The organism is Sphaerisporangium rubeum, assembly GCF_014207705.1.
GTDB lineage: Bacteria > Actinomycetota > Actinomycetes > Streptosporangiales > Streptosporangiaceae > Sphaerisporangium > Sphaerisporangium rubeum.
The window spans coordinates 4,544,358-4,561,764 of the sequence record NZ_JACHIU010000001.1; the positions used below are offsets into that span (position 1 = coordinate 4,544,358).

Consider the following 17,407-nt stretch of genomic DNA (forward strand, 5'->3'; position numbering starts at 1 on the left):
TTGGCGGCCGGTTCAGCGCACGGGGTGGCCGGACCGGCGCAAGGTGTCCTTGACGTCGGAGATGGCGAGCGTGCCGAAGTGGAAGACGCTGGCCGCGAGCACGGCGTCCGCGCCGGCGTCCACCGCCGGCGGGAAGTCGTCGAGCGCGCCGGCGCCGCCACTGGCGATCACCGGGACGGTCACGGCCTTGCGCACGGCGCGGATCATCTCCAGGTCGTAGCCTCCCTGGGTGCCGTCGCCGTCCATGGAGTTGAGCAGGATCTCCCCCACGCCGTACTCCTGGCCGCGGCGGGCCCATTCGACGGCGTCGATGCCGGTGCCGCGGCGGCCCCCGTGGGTGGTCACCTCGAAGCCCGAGGGGGTCGGCGGGCCGTCCACGACGCGGCGTGCGTCCACCGACAGCACCACGCACTGCGCGCCGAACCGGCGGGACGCCTCGGTGAGCAACTCAGGACGCGCGATGGCGGCGGTGTTGAGCGCCACCTTGTCGGCGCCGGCGCGCAGCAGGCGGTCCACGTCGTCGGCCGACCGCACCCCGCCGCCGACGGTGAGCGGGATGAAGACCTGCTCGGCGGTGCGGCTCACCACGTCGTACATGGTGGCGCGGTCGCCGGAGGACGCCGTGATGTCGAGGAACGTCAGCTCGTCGGCGCCTTCGGCGTCGTAGCGGCGGGCCAGCTCCACCGGGTCGCCGGCGTCCCGCAGGTTCTCGAAGTTCACGCCTTTGACGACCCGGCCGGCGTCGACGTCCAGACAGGGGATGACCCGCACGGCCACCGTCATGAGCGGACCGCCGCGAGCGCCTCCCGCAGGGTGAACGCCTGCGCGTACAGGGCCTTGCCGACGATGGCCCCCTCGACGCCCTCCGGCACGAGGTCCGCGAGGACACGCAGGTCGTCAAGGGAGGACACGCCGCCGCTGGCGATCACCGGCTTGTCGGTGCGCGCGCAGACCTGGCGCAGCAGCTCGACGTTGGGGCCGCGCAGCGTGCCGTCCTTGGTGACGTCGGTGAGGACGTAACGGGGACAGCCGTCGGCCTCCAGGCGGTCGAGGACCTCCCACAGGTCGCCGCCCTCGCGGGTCCAGCCGCGTGCGGCGAGGGTGGTGCCGCGCACGTCGAGGCCGACGGCGATGCGGTCGCCGTACTCGGCGATGATCTTGGCGCACCAGGCGGGGTCCTCAAGGGCCGCCGTGCCGATGTTCACGCGGCGGCACCCGGTGGCGAGCGCGGCCTCGAGGGAGGCGTCGTCGCGGATGCCGCCGGACAGCTCCACCTGGACGTCCAGCGCCTTCACCACCGAGGCGAGCAGCTCACGGTTGGAGCCGCGGCCGAAGGCGGCGTCCAGGTCCACGAGGTGGACCCACTCGGCCCCCGCCTCCTGCCACGCCAAGGCGGCGGCCAGCGGATCGCCGTACGACGTCTCCGTCCCGGCCTCACCCTGCACCAGCCGGACGGCCTGACCGTCCGCGACGTCCACCGCGGGCAACAGCACCAGCGACATGATCTACGACCTCCGGTCGAATGCGACGGTGACGAGCACCGGGAACAACAACAACGACAGCACCAGCACACCGAGGCGTGCCGCCCACCCACTGAGCAGCAGCCACGCGCCGGCCTGGACCAGCACGAAAAGCAGCACCATCACGGCGTTCTGCACGCGGCGGCGCCTGGCGATCAGCCCACCCTGGCGCGCCACCCGGACCGGCCGCGGCGCCAGCGACGCCACCCGCTCGCGGCGCTCACGCCACCTGGCGCGGCGCGCGTCCTTGGCGGCGCGCAGCGCCTCCTGCCGCGCGCGCTCGGCCTCACGCTCGGCGCGGCGCTTCGCACGCTCCTTGCTCATGCCGGGCTCACGCCGTCCACACGCTCCTCGCTCATGCCGCGCTCACGCCGCCAAGAGGTTCACAGCGTGGCCAGCCAGTTCTTCAGCAGCAGCGCACCGGCGTCCCCGGACTTCTCCGGGTGGAACTGCGTCGCCATGAGCGGGCCGTTCTCGACCGCGGCCACGAACGGCACGCCGTGCTCGGCCCAGGTGACGAGCGGCGCGCGGAAGCCGTCGCCGCCGAGCGGCTCGAACCTGCGCACACCGTAGGAGTGCACGAAGTAGAAGCGGGTGGACGGGTCGAGACCCTCGAACAGCACCGAGCCGTCGGGGGCCTGGACGGTGTTCCACCCCATGTGGGGCAGCACGGGTGCGTCGAGGCGCTCCACGACGCCGGGCCACTCGCCGCAGCCCTCGTGGTGCTCGCCGTGCTCCACCCCCTCGGCGAAGAGGATCTGCATGCCGACGCAGATGCCGAGCACCGGCCGGCCACCCGCGAGGCGGCGGCCGATGATCTGCTCGCCGCGCACGGCCCGCAACCCGGCCATGCAGGCGCCGTAGGCACCCACCCCCGGCACGACCAGGCCGTCGGCGGCGAGCGCCGCGTCGAAGTCGGCGGTGACGGTCACCTCGGCCCCCGCACGCGCGAGCGCGCGCTCGGCGGACCGCAGGTTGCCCGAGCCGTAGTCGAGGACGACGACGTTCACCACCACAGCACCCCCGCTCCGATGGCCATCGCCGCGCCGACGCCGGCCACCACGGCGGCGGTCCTCAGGCCCTGCTTGGCGAACGACACGACGCCGCCGATGAGGAACAACCCGATGAAGATCATCACCGGGGCCGTCCAGTTGGAGCTCACAGCACCCCCTTGGTGCTCGGCACCCCGGTCGCGCGCGGGTCGCGCTCACTGGCCGCGCGCAGCGCTCTGGCCAGCGCCTTGAACTGCGCCTCCACGATGTGGTGCGCGTTGCGGCCGTACGGCACCCGCACGTGCAGGCACACGGCGGCCTGGGCCACGAAGGACTCCAGGATGTGCCGGGTCAAGGTGGTGTCGTACTCGGGGCCGATCATCGGGGCCATGCCGTCCGGCTCGCTGTGCACGAGGTAGGGACGGCCGGAGAGGTCCACGGTCACCTCGGCGAGGGCCTCGTCCAGGGGGCAGGACGCGCTGCCGAACCGCCGGATGCCGGACTTGTCGCCGAGGGCCTCGCGGAACGCCGCGCCGAGTGCCAGCGCCGTGTCCTCGATGGTGTGGTGGGAGTCGATGTGCAGGTCGCCGTCGGTCTTCACGGTCAGGTCGAACAGGCCGTGCTTGCCGAGCTGAGCGAGCATGTGGTCGAAGAACCCGACGCCGGTGGCGACGTCCACGCGTCCGGTGCCGTCGAGATCGACCTCGACCAGCACCGAGGTCTCCTTGGTGGTGCGCTCGACGCGGCCCGTCCTCTGCCTGGGCTCGGCTGCGGCGGGACTGGTCACGAGGTCTCCTCGAGGTCGTCGGTGTTCCGGTGATCCGGGGTGTCGCCTGAGTGCGCGATCGGGGGGTGGTCCGCGAGCACCGCGGCCATGGCGTGGCGGAACGCCGCCATGTCGCCGGCGGTGCCGATCGAGACGCGCAGCCACTCGGGGGGGCCGACCTCGCGGACCAGCACCCCGTGGCCGAGCAGCGCCTGCCAGACGGCGCCGCGGTCGGCGAACCGGCCGAAGAGCACGAAGTTGGCGTCGGAGTCGGCCACCGTCAGTCCGTGCTCGCGCAGCCACGCCACCACGTCGTCGCGCTCGGCCCGCAGCCGGTCGACCGTGCCGAGCAGCGCGGCGCGGTGCGCCAGCGCCACCCGGGCCGCGGCCTGGGTCAGCGTGGACAGGTGGTACGGCAGGCGCACCAGCAGCAGCGCCTCCACCACCGCGGGATCGGCGGCGAGGTAACCGAGGCGCGTACCGGCCATGGCGAACGCCTTGGACATGGTGCGCGTGACGATCAGCCGCGGATTGCCAGGCAGCAGCCCGAGCGCGCTCGGCGTGCCGGTGCGCGCGAACTCGTAGTAGGCCTCGTCCACGACCACGATGCCAGGCGCGGCCTTGACGACCCGCTCCACCACCTCCAGCGGCAGCGCCGTGCCGGTGGGGTTGTTGGGGCTGGTCAGGAAGACCACGTCGGGACGGTGCTCCTCGATCGCGGCCACCGCGCGGTCGGCGTCCAGCCCGAAGTCGTCCTCGCGCGCACCGGAGATCCACCGGGTGGACGCGCCGGTGGTGATGATCGGATGCATGGAGTAGGACGGCTCGAACCCCATCGCGCCGCGGCCCGGCCCGCCGAAGGCCTGGAGGATCTGCTGGAGGATCTCGTTGGACCCGTTGGCGGCCCACACCTGCGCCGGGACGACGCCGTGGCCGAGGAAGGACGCGAGGTCCTCGCGCAGCGCCACGGCGTCCCTGTCGGGGTAGCGGTTGAGGACGCTCGCCTGGGAACGCACCGCCTCGGCGAGGTCGTCCACCAGCTCCGGCGGCGGCGGGTAGGGGTTCTCGTTGGTGTTGAGCCGCACCGGCACGTCGAGCTGCGGCGCGCCGTACGGCGTGCGGCCACGCAGATCGTCGCGCAGCGGCAGATCGTCCAGCCGGACACGGTCGCCGCTCATCGGTCTCCCTCCGGGAAGCGCGCGCGCACCGCCGCGCCGTGGGCCGGGAGGTCCTCGGCCTCCGACAGCGCGTAGACGTGTGGCGCGGCCTGCGCCAGCGCCTCACGGGTGTAGTCGACGACGTGCACCCCGCGCAGGAACGTCTGCACCGACAGCCCCGAGGAGTGGCAGGCGCAGCCGCCGGTGGGAAGCACGTGGTTGGACCCGGCGAGGTAGTCGCCGAGCGACACCGGCGCGTACGGCCCGATGAAGATCGCGCCGGCGTTGCGCACCCGCGCGGCGACCCCGGCGGCGTCCGCCGTCTGGATCTCCAGGTGCTCGGCGGCGTAGGCGTCGGCGACCCGCAGCGCGTCGTCGACGCCGGACACCAGCACGATCGCCGACTGCGGCCCCGACAGGGCCTCGGCGATGCGCTCGGAGTGGCGGGTCGCGGCGACCTGGCCGGGGAGTTCCTTCTCGACGGCGTCGGCGAGGCGCTCGCTCGGCGTGACCAGCACGGCGGCGGCGATGACGTCGTGCTCGGCCTGGCTGATCAGGTCGGCGGCGACGTGCGCGGGATCGGCGGTGTCGTCGGCCACGATCATGATCTCGGTGGGCCCGGCCTCGGAGTCGATGCCGACGCGGCCCTTGAGCAGGCGCTTGGCGGCGGCCACCCAGATGTTGCCGGGGCCGGTCACCATGCTCACCGGGGGGCACTCCTCGGTGCCGTAGGCGAACATCGCCACGGCCTGCGCGCCGCCGACGGCGTACACCTCGTCCACGCCGAGCAGCGCGCACGCGGCGAGGATCGACGGGTGCGGCAGTCCGCCGTGCTCGGCCTGCGGCGGCGAGCTGACGGCCAGCGACGGCACACCGGCCTCCTGCGCCGGCACGACGTTCATCACGACGCTGGAGGGGTAGACGGCGCGGCCGCCGGGGACGTACAGCCCGACGCGGTCCACCGGCACCCAGCGCTCGGTGACCGTGCCACCCGGGACGACCTGGGTCGTGACGTCCTGCCTGCGCTGGTCGCGGTGCACCAGGCGCGCGCGGCGGATCGACTCCTCGAGCGCGGCGCGCACCGCCGGGTCGAGCGCCTCGAGCGCGGCGGAGATCGCCGCCACCGGGACCCGAGTGGAGGTGAGCTCGACGCCGTCGAAGCGCACGGTGAGCTCCCGCACGGCCGCCGCTCCCCTATGGCGCACGTCGTCGCACAGAAGGCGCACGGCGGTGAGGGCGGCCTCGACGTCGAGGTCGGCACGGGGCAGCAGGTCTCGCGGATCGGACGGCAGTGACCCGCGCAGGTCGATACGGGTTATCACCGGACCAGTCTACGGAGGGTGGCGAGGCGTTCCGGCGTCCGTCCGCCATTCGGACGATGCCTTTACATTGTAGATTTTAGTTCGGCATTAAGCTTGCGCCGTGAGCAAGACGAAGAGCAAGGGCGGCCAGAGCACCCCCGCGACCGTGGCGCTGACCAAGGCCGGGGCCGGGTTCACCCTGCACCCCTACGACCACGACCCGAACGCGCAGGCGTACGGCGAGGAGGCCGCCGACGCGCTCGGCGTGCCGCACGACCGCATCTTCAAGACGCTCGTGGCCGAGGTCGAGAGCGGCCTCGCGGTCGCGGTGGTCCCCGTGGCCGGCAAGCTCGACCTGAAGGCGCTGGCGGCGGCGCTCGGCGGCAAACGCGCCGCCATGGCCGACGCCGCCAAGGTCGAGCGGGTCACCGGGTACGTGGTCGGCGGCATCAGCCCGCTCGGCCAGCGCAAGGCCCTGCCGACCGTGGTGGACTCCTCGGCGCTGGACTTCCCGACCATCTACTTCTCCGCCGGTCGGCGCGGCCTGCAGATCGAGGCGGCCCCCGCCGACCTGGTGCGCCTCACCCGCGCCGTCACCGCCCCCATCGGCAAGGAGGCGGCGTGACCGAGCCGGTCCACCTGTCCGCCACCGAGATGCTCGGCCTGCTGCGCGCGCGCGAGATCAGCGCCGCCGAGCTGACCGAGGCGCACCTGCGGCGCATCGACGAGGTCAACGGCCAGGTCAACGCCGTCGTCACGTTGTCGGCCGACCGGGCCATGGACGAGGCGAGACGGCTGGACGACGACCTCGCGCGCGGCGTCTGGCGCGGGCCGCTGCACGGCCTGCCGATCGCGTTCAAGGACCTCACCGACACCGTCGGCATCCGCACCACGTACGGCTCGCGGCTGTTCGCCGAGTATGTGCCGCGCGAGGACGCTCTGGTGGTGAAACGTGCGCGCGCGGCGGGGGCCGTGACGCTCGGCAAGACCAACACCCCCGAGTTCGGCACCGGCTCGCACACCGTCAACGAGGTGTTCGGCGCCACCCGCAACCCCTACGACCTCACGCGCAGCGCCGGCGGCAGCAGCGGCGGCGCCGCGGCGGCGCTGGCCTGCGGCATGACGGCGCTCGCCGACGGCTCCGACATGGGGGGATCGCTGCGCAACCCCGCGTCGTTCTGCAACGTGGTCGGGCTGCGGCCCACTCCCGGCCGGGTCCCGGACTTCTCGCGCGCCGCGGCGTGGTTCACCCTCGGTGTGCCGGGGCCGATGGCGCGCACGGTGGCCGACGCGGCCCTGCTGCTCAGCGTCATCGCGGGGTTCGCGCCGACCTCGCCGTTCGCGATCCGCGAGGACGGCTCGGCGTTCGCCGGGCCGCTCCAGCCGGGGGTCGAAGGCATGCGGATCGCGTGGAGTCCCGACCTCGGAGGGCTGCCGGTGGACCCGCGGACCGCGGAGGTCACCGCGCGGGCCCCGGCCGTGCTGACCGGGCTCGGCGCCACGGTCGAGCAGGTGGAGCTGAACCTGTCCGACGCCGAGGACGCCTTCCGGACCTACCGCGCGTGGCAGTACGCCGCGACGTACGGCGAACTGGACGATCACCTGGTCGGGCCGAACGTGCGGTGGAACGTCGAGCAGGGCAGGAAGGTCACCGCGGCGGACCTCGCGCGGGCCGAGCGGCTGCGCACCCGGCTGTTCCACAGGATGAGCAGGTTCTTCGACACCTACGACCTGCTGATCGCGCCGGTCAGCCAGGTGCCGCCGTTCCCGGTGGAGGACCCCTACGTCACCGAGATCGACGGCACCCCGATGCCCGACTACCTCGCGTGGATGCGCTCGGCGTACTGGATCAGTGTGCTGCACGCGCCTGCCGCGTCGGTGCCCTGCGGTTTCACCCCCGAGGGGTGGCCGGTCGGGGTGCAGATGATCGCGCGGCCGTTCGAGGACCTCACGGTGCTGCGCGCCGCGCACGCCTTCGAACGCGCCACCCGGCACGGCGAGAGGCGGCCCCCGCTCGGCTAGCGCGGCGGCGGCCCGCCGGCCTCCCTCCCCGGCGCCGGCGGACCGGCGGCGTCCGTACCCGGTCCGGCGAACTCCGGGCCGGGAGGCGGCGGGCCGTGGACGGCGGTGCCGGGAAGTGGGGGGCCGGGGACGCCGTGACCGGGCCCCGGCGGGCCGCCGTCCTCACCGGCGTGCGGCCGGCGCAGTGGCGAGTCGCGGTAGCCGTCGGTGGACTCCAGGATGCCGAAGACCGCGACGGCGACCAGGGGCCAGCACAGCAGCACGCCGGCGGCGGTGACGGTGAGCACGCCGACGGTCGAGCCCACGGCCGCGGAGCCGGGGCCCGCGGCCTGCACCGAGGCCGAGCCGACGGACGTGCCGACGGTGAGCGCGAGACGGCCGGCCAGCAGGCCGCCGGCGGCGAGCCCGGTCAGCAGCGCGAGGGGCCGGCCGCGGCGGGCCAGCAGGTAGGCGGCGACACCGGACGCCAGCCCGGCGACCCCGGTGATCAGCGCGAACCAGCCGTCGGCGGCGATGAGCGACTGGGTCATCGGGTCGGTGAGCCTCGGGCCCGCCGCGGTGACGACGTACGGCGTGCGGGGGGCCACCGCCGACCAGAGCAGGCCGCCGGCTGCGCCGAGCACGGCGAGCACCCCCACGGTCAGTAAGAAGTCCCGTAGCTGCCGCACCCGATCACCTCGCCCGCCGCGCGCCGCGCACCGGCACGCGGGCCCCGACAATGCTACCGATGACTGTTGCCGCTGAAGCCCTCGATGACACCTCGCACGGCACGGTCCTGCCGGCGACGAGATCCCCGGCTTCTCGCGCGACGTGCTCCACACGGGTGACCGTCGCCGCCGAACATCCCACGACACTCGCGTACGGCCTGGTCCATACCGGTCGAGGACGGCCGCCCCCGGCCATTCGTGTCACCCGGTTAGGCTGTTCCCCGTGAGTGAAGAGGTATGGCTGATCGAGCCGTCCGGGCCTCTCCGGGGGGACGTCGAGGTACGCGGGTCAAAGAACGCCGTGTCCAAGCACATGGTGGCCGCGATGCTCGGCAGCGGGCCGAGCACGTTGCACAACGCTCCCGAGGTGGGTGAGGTCGGCATCACGGCCGCCATGCTCGGAGCGCTCGGCATCGAGGTCGACATCTCGGGCCGCGAGATAACGCTGGAGCGCGGGCCTGAGATCCGGCCGCGGGTGCCTGAGGCGTTCACCGGCCTCAACCGCATCCCCATCCTGATGCTGGGGCCGTTGCTGCACCTGGCCGGTGAGGCGTTCGTGCCGCTGGTGGGAGGCGACCCCATCGGCCGGCGGCCGGTCAACTTCCATGTCGAGGCGCTGCGCCAGATGGGGGCCGAGGTCGAGGTCGGCGACGCCGGCATCACCGCCAAGGCCACCCGGCTGCGCGGCACCCGCATCGAGCTGCCGTACCCGAGCGTCGGCGCCACCGAGACCATCCTGCTGTCGGCGGTGCTCGCCGAGGGCAAGACGGTCATCAAGGGGGCCGCCACCGAGCCCGAGGTCGTCGAGCTGGCGCTGTTCCTGCAGCGCATGGGGGCCCGCATCGAGCTCAGCCCGGACCGCCGCATCGTCATCGAGGGTGTGGAGCGGCTGCGCGGCGCGTCCACGTGGCTCGCCGGCGACCGCATCGAGGCGTTCTCCTACCTGGTGGCGGGGCTCATCACCAAGGGTGAGGTGCGGGTGCACGGCTGTCCGCAGGACCGCCTGGTCACCGCCATCACCACGCTGGCCCGCATGGGTGCGCAGTTCGACATCACCGACGACTGGCTCACCGCGTCCGCGCCGGACGGCCTGCGTGCCGCCGCGGTGCAGACCGACACCCATCCGGGGTTCATGACCGACTGGCAGACCCCGCTGATGGTGCTGTTCACGCAGGCCGAAGGCATGTCGGTGCTGCACGAGACGGTGTTCGAGAACCGTCTGGTGTACGTGCCGGCGCTGCAGAAGATGGGCTGCGAGATCGAGATCTTCGACGTGTGCCTCGGCGGCCCGGCGTGCCGGTACCACGACACCAACGCCAGGCACTCGGCGGTGGTGCGCGGCGTGTCCAAGCTGCGTGGCGCCGACGTCACGCTGCCGGACATCCGGGCCGGGTTCTCCGCGGTGCTCGCCGCGGCGGTCGCGGACGGCAATTCCACTCTGCGTGGGGTCAACCACATCGAACGCGGCTACCACCGCGTATACGACCAGTTCACCTCACTTGGGATGAAGATCAGCAGGGAACCGTAAAGTTTCGCACGGCGGACGTTTCCCGACGTTCCGGCGGTCGCACTTTCTATCCCGTGAGCTCGGGATCCGACGGCCGACGCGTGACCGGCGGCGACGCCGCGCGGCGGCGTGAGCGTCCCGTGCCGGCGTGCCTCGCCGCGCTCGGCCTCGCCGGGGTGGCCGGCGGTGTGCTCGTCGCCGGTCTCACGCTCCCCGCGGTCGGCGGCGCCGGGGTGTTCACCAGGGACGTCTCCAGGAACTTCTTCGACACGCCGTCCGCGCTGCGTGAGGCGCCGCTGCCGGAACGCACCCGCCTGCTGGACAAGGACGGCCGCCAGTTCGCGCAGTTCTACGTGCAGAACCGCCGGTCGGTGGACATCACGCGGATCGCGCCGGTGATGCTGAAGGCGATCGTCGCCATCGAGGACGCGCGGTTCTACGAGCACGCGGGTCTCGACCTGCGCGGCACGCTGCGCGCGGTGATCACCAACACCCGGGCCGGGGAGATCAGGCAGGGCGGGTCGTCGCTGACGCAGCAACTGGTGAAGAACATCCTGCTGCAGAACGCGCGCTCCGACGGCGAACGCGACTCGGCCCGCGCGCCGAGCATCCGCCGCAAGCTGCAGGAACTGCGGTACGCGATGGGGCTGGAACGCAAGTACTCCAAGGACCAGATCCTGGTCAGGTACCTCAACATCGCGTACTTCGGCGGCGGCGCGTTCGGGGTGGAGGCCGCGGCGCAGCGGTTCTTCGGCACCTCGGCGGCGTCGCTGACGCTGGCGCAGGCCGCGACGCTCGCCGGCGCGGTGCGCACGCCGTCCCTCACCGACCCGACGCTCGGCCCCGAGCAGCGCCGGCGGCTGCGGACGCGGCGCGACCTCGTGCTCGACCGCATGACGCAACTGCGCATGGTGCCCCCCGCGCGGACCCAGGCCGCCAGGACCGAGCCGCTGGGACTGGACCTGCGGCCGGAACCCGGGGGGTGCGCCGAGAGCGAGTACCCGTTCTTCTGCCTGTACGTGCAGCGCGAGGTGGCGGCCAACCCGGCGTTCGGCCAGACCAGGGCCGAGCGGGAGCGGCGGCTGTACCGCGACGGGCTGGAGATCACCACGACGCTCGACCGGCGCATGCAGGAGGCCGCGCAGAAGGCCGTCTCCGAATACGTGCATCCGCGTGACCACCAGGTGGCCGCCGAGGCCATGGTCGAGCCCGGCACCGGACGCATCCGCGCGCTGGTCGCCAGCAAGAAGTACGGCCTCAACCCCGGCGGCAAGGACCAGGGTGCGCACACGACCTTCAACCTGGCGGCCGACATCGCGCACGGCGGCGGTCAAGGCTTCCAGGCCGGCTCGACGTTCAAGGTGTTCACCCTGGCCACCGCGCTCGCCAAGGGCTGGAAGTTCGACCAGGGCTTCGACACCCCCGGCGCCTTCTCGCCGTCCTCGGGGTACCGCGACTGCGCCGGCAAGAACGTCAGCGTGCCGGACGCGGTGGTGCACAACGCCGGCGGAGAGGGGAAAGGCGGGCCGTACAGCCTGGCCACGGGGACCTGGCAGTCGGTGAACATCTTCTACATGATGCTGGAACGCGACGTCGGCCTGTGCGACGTGGTCCGCACCGCGCGGTCGCTCGGCGTCACCCGCGCGGACGGCAAGCCGCTGAAGGAGGTGCCGACGTTCACCCTCGGGGTCAACGAGATGGACCCGGTGACGGTGGCGGCGGCCTTCGCGACGTTCGGCGCGCGCGGCAGGTACTGCCGGCCGATGGCGGTGCTGGCGATCACCGAGCGCCGCGGCCGGCACACCACGGTCGCGCCGAGCTGCTCCGCGCCGATCGAGGAGGCCGTGGCCGACGCGGTCAACTTCGTGCTGTCGGGGGTGTTCACGCAGGGGACCATGCGCGGCCAGGGCATCGGCCGGCCCGCCGCCGGCAAGACCGGCACCAACAACGAGTACACCTCCGCGTGGTTCGCCGGCTACACCCCCGAACTCGCCGCGGCCGTCAGCCTCGGCGACATCCGCGGCGCCTACAAGCACCCCCTGGACGGCGTCGAGATCGGCGGCCGCTCCTACGGCGGCATCCAGGGTGCCACCCTTCCCGGCCCGATCTGGGTGACGTCGATGGAAGGCGCGCTGCGTGACGTCCCCTCGACGGACTTCACGGCCCCCGACCACGCGCGTTTCGGCGGCGGCACCACCCCCGGCCTGAAGCCCGAGGACCTGGTCGCCGGACGCCGGCCCGGTGAGGAGCGTGACGGCCGCCGCGACCGGGACGGCGAGCGGTACGAGGAGGACGGGGCCGGGGAGCGTCCACGCGCGAATCGCCTGCGCCGCCACTGGTACCCCGGTGACCGTCCCTTCCGTCCCTACCCGCAGAGCCACGACCTGCTCGAGGACTGGGAGAGCGGCCTCCCCGCGCCGCGCCGCCGCGACCCGTACGAGCGGTACGACGGCTTCGGCCGGGCCGAGCCGTACGAGCGGTACGGGCGGTACGGACGCGGCGAACCGTACGCGCGGCACGATCGCTACGGACGCGGCGAACCGTACGACCCGTACCTGAGGTACCGGCGCCAGCCGCCGGTCCGGTGGTGACCGTCCCGGGACGCTGAGCGGCGCGGCCTCCTGTCGGCGCGCGGCCGTGCGGAAACCGCGGACGAGCTGGGGTGGAATCGGATCGGGTGATCACATTCGCGCCGGACTCCGCCGGGCCGGGGCCATGAAATGCCTGATCATCGGGGTGGCGGGCTTTGGGATGTCCACGATGTGGATGTCGCGTCCCGGATCGCGGACCACTCCTGTCCTTCCCGCGTTTGCGCGTGCCTGCTGCTATGGGACGATTCTTTCGCCTGAAAGGGGGTAGCGCCGGGTGATGTCGGAAGCACGGCCGGGGAAGCGACAGCAGGGACGCCGCGTGGCCGACCGCTACCAGCTCCTGGAGCAGATCGGCCGGGGCGGCATGGGCATCGTCTGGCGGGCCCACGACGAGCTGCTCGACCGCGCGGTCGCCGTCAAGGAGGTCCGCTACCCCGGCGACCCCGAGGACGACGAGATCGCCGAGCTGAACCGCCGCACGCTGCGCGAGGCACGGGCCGCGGGCCGGCTGACGCACCCGAACGTCGTGGTCGTGCACGACGTCATCGAGGAGAACGGCCGGCCGTGGATCGTCATGCAGCTCGTCGACTCGCGGTCCCTCGGCCAGGTGCTGCGTGACGACGGCCCGCTGCCGGTGCGCATGGTCGCCGAGATCGGCCTGCGGCTGATCGAGGCCCTGCGGTCCGCGCACGCCGCCGGGGTGCTGCACCGCGACGTCAAGCCCGAGAACGTCCTGCTCACCGACGACGGCCGGGTGGTGCTGACCGACTTCGGCATCGCGCGCATGGAGACCGACACCACCATGACCCGCACGGGCCTGGTCGGCACCCCCGCCTTCATCGCACCCGAGCGCCTGCGCGGCTACCCGGCGCAGCGCGAGTCCGACTTCTGGTCGCTCGGCGCCACGCTGTACGCCGCCGTCGAGGGCCGTCCCCCGCACGACAAGGGCATGGCCATGGCGACCATGCACGCGGTGCTGAACGATCAGCCGGAACCGGCCCCGCGCGCCGGCCGGCTGAGCGCCGTCCTCATGGGCCTGCTGGAGAAGGACCCGGCCCGCCGGCTCCCCCCCGACCAGGCCGAACGCATGCTCCGCGCGATCGCGGAGGACCGCAGCGCCACCCCCACGTCCCACCAGCACACCCTCCCCTCGGCTCCGCTCCCCGCGCCGGCGACCTCCCCACCCCGCAAACCCTCCCGCTCCCCCCGGCCGGCCGCCTCCCCGTCCCCGCCTCCCCCCGTCTCCTCGTCCCCGCCTTCCGCCGCACCCGGCCGAGCGGCCTCTGCCGTCCCCGGCCCCCCGGCGCCGAAGGCCGCGCCGGCGGCCGGACCGTCCGGTGACGGCGACGGCATCCCGGCGACCGGCAAGCAGATAGAGGCCGTCGCGAGGCCCGGGAAGCAGGAGCCCCCGGTCGCCGCGTCCCCGCCTGAGGACGACGGCCCGGTCGCCGCCCCCACCCCGGCCCCGGCCACATCCGCCGCCGGTGCGGCCGAAGACGGCGCCGCGACGCCGGAGCCCGCGGCACGGCCCGGCGCATCCGGCGATCCCGCCGCCTCCGAGAGCCCCGCCACGCCGGACGCCGCCGCCACCCCGGACTCCGCCGCGCCGCAGGCCGCCGAGGACGGACGTGACGAGGCGGCCGAGGCAGGCGTGGCCGAGGCGCACCCCGCGGAGGACGGCCGCGACGGCGGGGACGCGGCAGAGGGCCGGAACGCGGAGAACGCGAAGGACCCGCAGGAGGCGGAGGCGCACCGGCCGACGCGCGTGCCGCGGCCGGGAAGGCCTCCGGGTGGCGAGACCCGGCCGGAGGGCCGTCCGGACAACCGGCGGCGTCCCTACGGCGCGGCCGCGGCGGATCCTGAGCCCTATGTGGCGCCGCAGATGCCTGCCGCGCAGGCCGTCGAACGACGGCCCGCCGCGTCCGAGCCGGTGGCCGCCGCCGCGGCCGGTGCGGCCGAGCGCCGTGCCGATGTGACCGGCGCGGCCGCCGCCGAGCGTCGTGCCGGCGCGGTCGAGGATCCGGCCGGGGCGACCGTGACCGCGCATCCCGGCGGAGGCGAGACCGTACTCGGGAACGACGACTGGTGGGCCCGCGGTGAGGGCGAGGGCCCGGGACGTTCGTTGCCGGTGCGGCGGATCGTGCTGCTCACGGTGCCGGTCGTGCTCGTGGTGGCGGCGGTCGCGCTGTGGATCGGGATGAGGCAGGCGGAGGAGACCCCGCAGGATCCGCGGGCCGGGGCCGGCGGCACGCCGTCGGCCGAGACCGGCGCGAGCGGTGCCGCCTCACCCGGCGCGTCGCAGGACTCCTCAGGAGCGGTGTCGACCGCCGCGCCGCCGTCGCAGGCCACTACTCCCACCCCCACCCCCACGGCGACCCCCACGCCGAAGCCCACCGGTTCCAGCCCCGCCGACGTGCCGGACGGGTGGCACCGGTACAAGGACGGCACCGGGTTCTCGCTGGCGCTGCCGAAGGGGTGGAAGCGCGCGGAGACCAAGGGCACCCAGATCTACTTCCGCAAGCCGGGTACCGACGCCTTCTTGATGATCGACCACACCGGCAGTCCCAAGTCCGACGCCGCCAAGGACTGGCGCGCTCAGGAGCCCGCCGCGCGCGGACGCTTCCCCGGCTACAAGCTGATCAAGATCAAGGAGGTGGACTACTGGAAGACGGCCGCCGACTGGGAGTTCACCTACAGTGCCGGCGGCGGCCGCGCGCATGTCGTCAACCGCGGGTTCGTCACCAGCAAGAAGCACGGTTACGCGATCTACTGGAAGACGGCCGACAAGGACTGGAAGAAGATGTACGACCTCTTCGAGACCTTCACCGCGACTTTCAAGCCCGCCAAATAGCCGTACCGTCGCGCGGATCGTGTCCGCGGACGCCGGACGCGGTGTCCGGCCGGCGGGCCTGCGGAGCACGCGGGCTGTGCGACGATGCCGTTGGTGACGGGAACGGCAGGCGTGTCCCTGTGGACACGGGTGATACCGGACCGCCGTCATCGCAAGCGTGCCTGGGGGCGGCCGGGGGCCGTGGGAGGGACTGGATCGGGTGACGGCGCAGGGGCGGCGGGTCGCGGGCCGGTACCGGCTGGTCGAGGAGATCGGCCGTGGCGGCATGGGGGTCGTGTGGGTGGCCCACGACGAGCTGCTGGACCGGCGGGTGGCCGTCAAGGAGGTCGTGTACCGGGGGGTGGGGGACGCCGATCGTGAGGCGTTCAACCGGCGGACCATCAGGGAGGCGCGCGCGGCCGGACGGCTCGATCATCCGTCGGTCGTGGTGGTGCACGACGTCGTCGAGGAGGACGGACGGCCGTGGATCGTCATGCAACTGGTGCGGTCGCGTTCCCTCGGCCAGGTGCTGAAGGAACAGGGACCACTGGACCCGCACACGGTGGCGGGGATCGGCGCGAACGTGCTGGACGCGTTGCGCGCGGCACACGCGGCGGGGGTGCTGCACCGGGACGTCAAACCGGAGAACGTGCTGCTCACCGAAGGCGGCCGGGTGGTGCTGACGGACTTCGGCATCGCGACGATGACGCGGGACGCCGGGCTCACCACGACCGGCAACCTGACCGGCACACCCGCGTTCATGCCGCCGGAGCGGCTGCGAGGTCATCCGGCGGTGCCGGAGTCCGATCTGTGGTCGCTCGGCGCGACGCTGTACGCCGCGGTGGAGGGCCGTCCGCCGTTCGACCGAGGCGCTCCTGTGCCGACCATGGCCGCGGTGCTCAGCGACGACCCCGCGCCGGTCCGGCGCGCGGGACCGCTCGCCCCGGTGCTGGAAGGTCTGCTGCGCAAGGAACCCGACCTGCGCATGACGGCCGCGGACGCGGCGCAGGCCCTGCACCGGGTGGCCGCGAGCGGGCCGTCGGCGGACCCACGCGGCCCCGCGCCGCACGGCGGCCACGCGGCGCCCGGCCTCACCCTGCCGGACGGCCGCGCCTGGCGCGACGCCTCCGAGCACTCCCCCACCGGCCCACCGGCCGCACGACCCGGTACCCCCGTGCCTCCGGGCCCTCACGGGACCGGGCCGGGGGACGCGTACCGGCATGCGACAGGGCCGGACGGCGTGTCCCGGCGGCCCGCCGGACCGAGACGCGGGGTCCGGGCCGCGGTGGTCACGGCGCTGGTGCTGCCGCTGGTGGCGGGGCTCGGCGCCGCCGGGTACTACGGGTACCAGCGGCTTTCAGTGACCGGCGGGGTGGCCGGCACGCCGGGGGTGCCTTCCGGGACCGCCTCCGCGGAGACGTCTCCCACCACTGCGCCGACCGGTGCGTCCCCGCAGGCGGAACCGTCGGCGAGGCCCTCGGTGAGCCCGTCCGTGAAGCCGACGGGACAGCCGTCGGCGCGGCCCGTGGTGGTGCCGCCGGGGTGGCGCCTGCACGAGGACCGGCTGGGGTTCACGATCGCGCTGCCGCCGCGGTGGGTGGAGACGACGCGGCAGAAGACACGGGTGACGTTCCGGGAACCGGGTTCGGGGACCTATCTGCTGGTGGACACCACGCCGTGGACGGCCGAGCGGCCGGTGGACGCGTTGCGCGCGGTGGCGCGTGAGTCGACCGCACGGGGCTGGCTGCCGGGGTACCGGCTGGTCGGGCTGACGGCGGGGTCGTTCATGGGGTGGCAGGCGGCGGACTGGGAGTTCACCTGGCGCATGAAGACCGGGACGGCGCATGTGATGGACCGTGCGTTCGTGACGCCGGACGGACGGCAGTACGCGCTCTACTGGCACACCTCTGATGAGTCATGGGAAGCGGAATATTCCCGTTTCGTGAGGTTCGCCGGTACTTTTCGGCCTGATCCTCTCTGAAGGGAATGTGACCACTTTTTGGGGGTAGCCACA

At 73.5% G+C, this 17,407-nt stretch carries 15 protein-coding genes; 6 read left to right on the forward strand and 9 right to left on the reverse strand.

Features of this window, described 5'->3' with window-relative positions; translation table 11 throughout:
* Positions 1-12 precede the first annotated feature (12 nt).
* The 8 genes from hisF to hisD are packed head-to-tail and all read right to left on the reverse strand — an operon-like array spanning position 13 to position 5,757.
* Entirely contained in the window at positions 13-783 is a 771-nt protein-coding gene (gene hisF, locus BJ992_RS19500) for an imidazole glycerol phosphate synthase subunit HisF (protein WP_184983031.1), read from the reverse strand.
* Positions 780-1,502, reverse strand: coding sequence for a bifunctional 1-(5-phosphoribosyl)-5-((5-phosphoribosylamino)methylideneamino)imidazole-4-carboxamide isomerase/phosphoribosylanthranilate isomerase PriA (gene priA / locus BJ992_RS19505; protein WP_184983033.1), 723 nt, complete (start codon positions 1,500-1,502; stop codon positions 780-782). Before priA ends, hisF begins: the two co-directional genes overlap by 4 nt.
* A 3-nt stretch (positions 1,503-1,505) precedes the next feature.
* Entirely contained in the window at positions 1,506-1,844 is a 339-nt protein-coding gene (locus BJ992_RS19510) for a hypothetical protein (protein ID WP_184983035.1), read from the reverse strand.
* Positions 1,845-1,903: 59 nt separating this feature from the next.
* The gene (hisH, locus tag BJ992_RS19515) at positions 1,904-2,536 is read right to left on the reverse strand and encodes an imidazole glycerol phosphate synthase subunit HisH (RefSeq protein ID WP_184983037.1); all 633 of its coding nucleotides are present in this window, start codon (positions 2,534-2,536) and stop codon (positions 1,904-1,906) included.
* Positions 2,527-2,682, reverse strand: coding sequence for a hypothetical protein (locus BJ992_RS33010; RefSeq protein WP_184989481.1), 156 nt, complete (start codon positions 2,680-2,682; stop codon positions 2,527-2,529). Before BJ992_RS33010 ends, hisH begins: the two co-directional genes overlap by 10 nt.
* The gene (gene hisB, locus BJ992_RS19525) at positions 2,679-3,299 is read right to left on the reverse strand and encodes an imidazoleglycerol-phosphate dehydratase HisB (protein WP_184983039.1); all 621 of its coding nucleotides are present in this window, start codon (positions 3,297-3,299) and stop codon (positions 2,679-2,681) included. The genes BJ992_RS33010 and hisB overlap by 4 nt, the downstream gene beginning before the upstream one ends.
* Complete coding sequence (locus BJ992_RS19530; RefSeq protein WP_184983040.1) at positions 3,296-4,456, reverse strand: histidinol-phosphate transaminase; 1,161 nt, start codon at positions 4,454-4,456, stop codon at positions 3,296-3,298. Before BJ992_RS19530 ends, hisB begins: the two co-directional genes overlap by 4 nt.
* Positions 4,453-5,757: a histidinol dehydrogenase gene (gene hisD / locus BJ992_RS19535; protein WP_184983043.1), complete on the reverse strand. Its 1,305-nt coding sequence runs from the start codon at positions 5,755-5,757 to the stop codon at positions 4,453-4,455. The genes BJ992_RS19530 and hisD overlap by 4 nt, the downstream gene beginning before the upstream one ends.
* Before the next feature lie 100 nt (positions 5,758-5,857).
* Here hisD and ybaK point away from each other — a divergent pair, with 100 nt between their 5' ends.
* Positions 5,858-6,361 carry a Cys-tRNA(Pro) deacylase gene (ybaK, locus tag BJ992_RS19540; protein WP_184983052.1) on the forward strand — a complete coding sequence of 168 codons (504 nt, stop codon included), beginning with the start codon at positions 5,858-5,860 and terminating at the stop codon, positions 6,359-6,361.
* Positions 6,358-7,758: an amidase gene (locus BJ992_RS19545; RefSeq protein WP_184983054.1), complete on the forward strand. Its 1,401-nt coding sequence runs from the start codon at positions 6,358-6,360 to the stop codon at positions 7,756-7,758. Before ybaK ends, BJ992_RS19545 begins: the two co-directional genes overlap by 4 nt.
* On the opposite strand, the gene BJ992_RS19550 is transcribed toward BJ992_RS19545, so the two are convergent.
* Positions 7,755-8,426: a hypothetical protein gene (locus BJ992_RS19550; protein WP_184983056.1), complete on the reverse strand. Its 672-nt coding sequence runs from the start codon at positions 8,424-8,426 to the stop codon at positions 7,755-7,757. The genes BJ992_RS19545 and BJ992_RS19550 overlap by 4 nt on opposite strands.
* A 262-nt stretch (positions 8,427-8,688) precedes the next feature.
* On the opposite strand from BJ992_RS19550, the gene murA reads away from it, so the two are divergent.
* The 4 genes from murA to BJ992_RS19570 all read left to right on the forward strand — a co-directional run bounded on the left by murA (position 8,689) and on the right by BJ992_RS19570 (position 17,374).
* On the forward strand, positions 8,689-9,993 hold the full coding sequence (gene murA, locus BJ992_RS19555; RefSeq protein ID WP_184983057.1) for a UDP-N-acetylglucosamine 1-carboxyvinyltransferase: 1,305 nt from the start codon (positions 8,689-8,691) through the stop codon (positions 9,991-9,993).
* 53 nt (positions 9,994-10,046) lie between these two features.
* Entirely contained in the window at positions 10,047-12,563 is a 2,517-nt protein-coding gene (locus BJ992_RS19560; RefSeq protein WP_343072758.1) for a transglycosylase domain-containing protein, read from the forward strand.
* Positions 12,564-12,840: 277 nt separating this feature from the next.
* Entirely contained in the window at positions 12,841-15,414 is a 2,574-nt protein-coding gene (locus tag BJ992_RS33860) for a serine/threonine-protein kinase (RefSeq protein ID WP_184983059.1), read from the forward strand.
* A 199-nt stretch (positions 15,415-15,613) separates the two neighbouring features.
* Positions 15,614-17,374: a protein kinase domain-containing protein gene (locus BJ992_RS19570; protein WP_184983061.1), complete on the forward strand. Its 1,761-nt coding sequence runs from the start codon at positions 15,614-15,616 to the stop codon at positions 17,372-17,374.
* The last annotated feature ends 33 nt before the right edge of the window (positions 17,375-17,407 follow it).

Excerpts from the sequence above, each read along its gene's own strand:
- priA (WP_184983033.1), bottom strand. The coding sequence starts at position 1,502 with ATGTCGCTGGTGCTGTTGCCCGCGGTGGACGTCGCGGACGGTCAGGCC.
- BJ992_RS33860 (WP_184983059.1), top strand. The coding sequence starts at position 12,841 with ATGTCGGAAGCACGGCCGGGGAAGCGACAGCAGGGACGCCGCGTGGCC.
- BJ992_RS19510 (WP_184983035.1), bottom strand. The coding sequence starts at position 1,844 with ATGAGCAAGGAGCGTGCGAAGCGCCGCGCCGAGCGTGAGGCCGAGCGC.
- BJ992_RS19530 (WP_184983040.1), bottom strand. The coding sequence starts at position 4,456 with ATGAGCGGCGACCGTGTCCGGCTGGACGATCTGCCGCTGCGCGACGAT.
- hisF (WP_184983031.1), bottom strand. The coding sequence starts at position 783 with ATGACGGTGGCCGTGCGGGTCATCCCCTGTCTGGACGTCGACGCCGGC.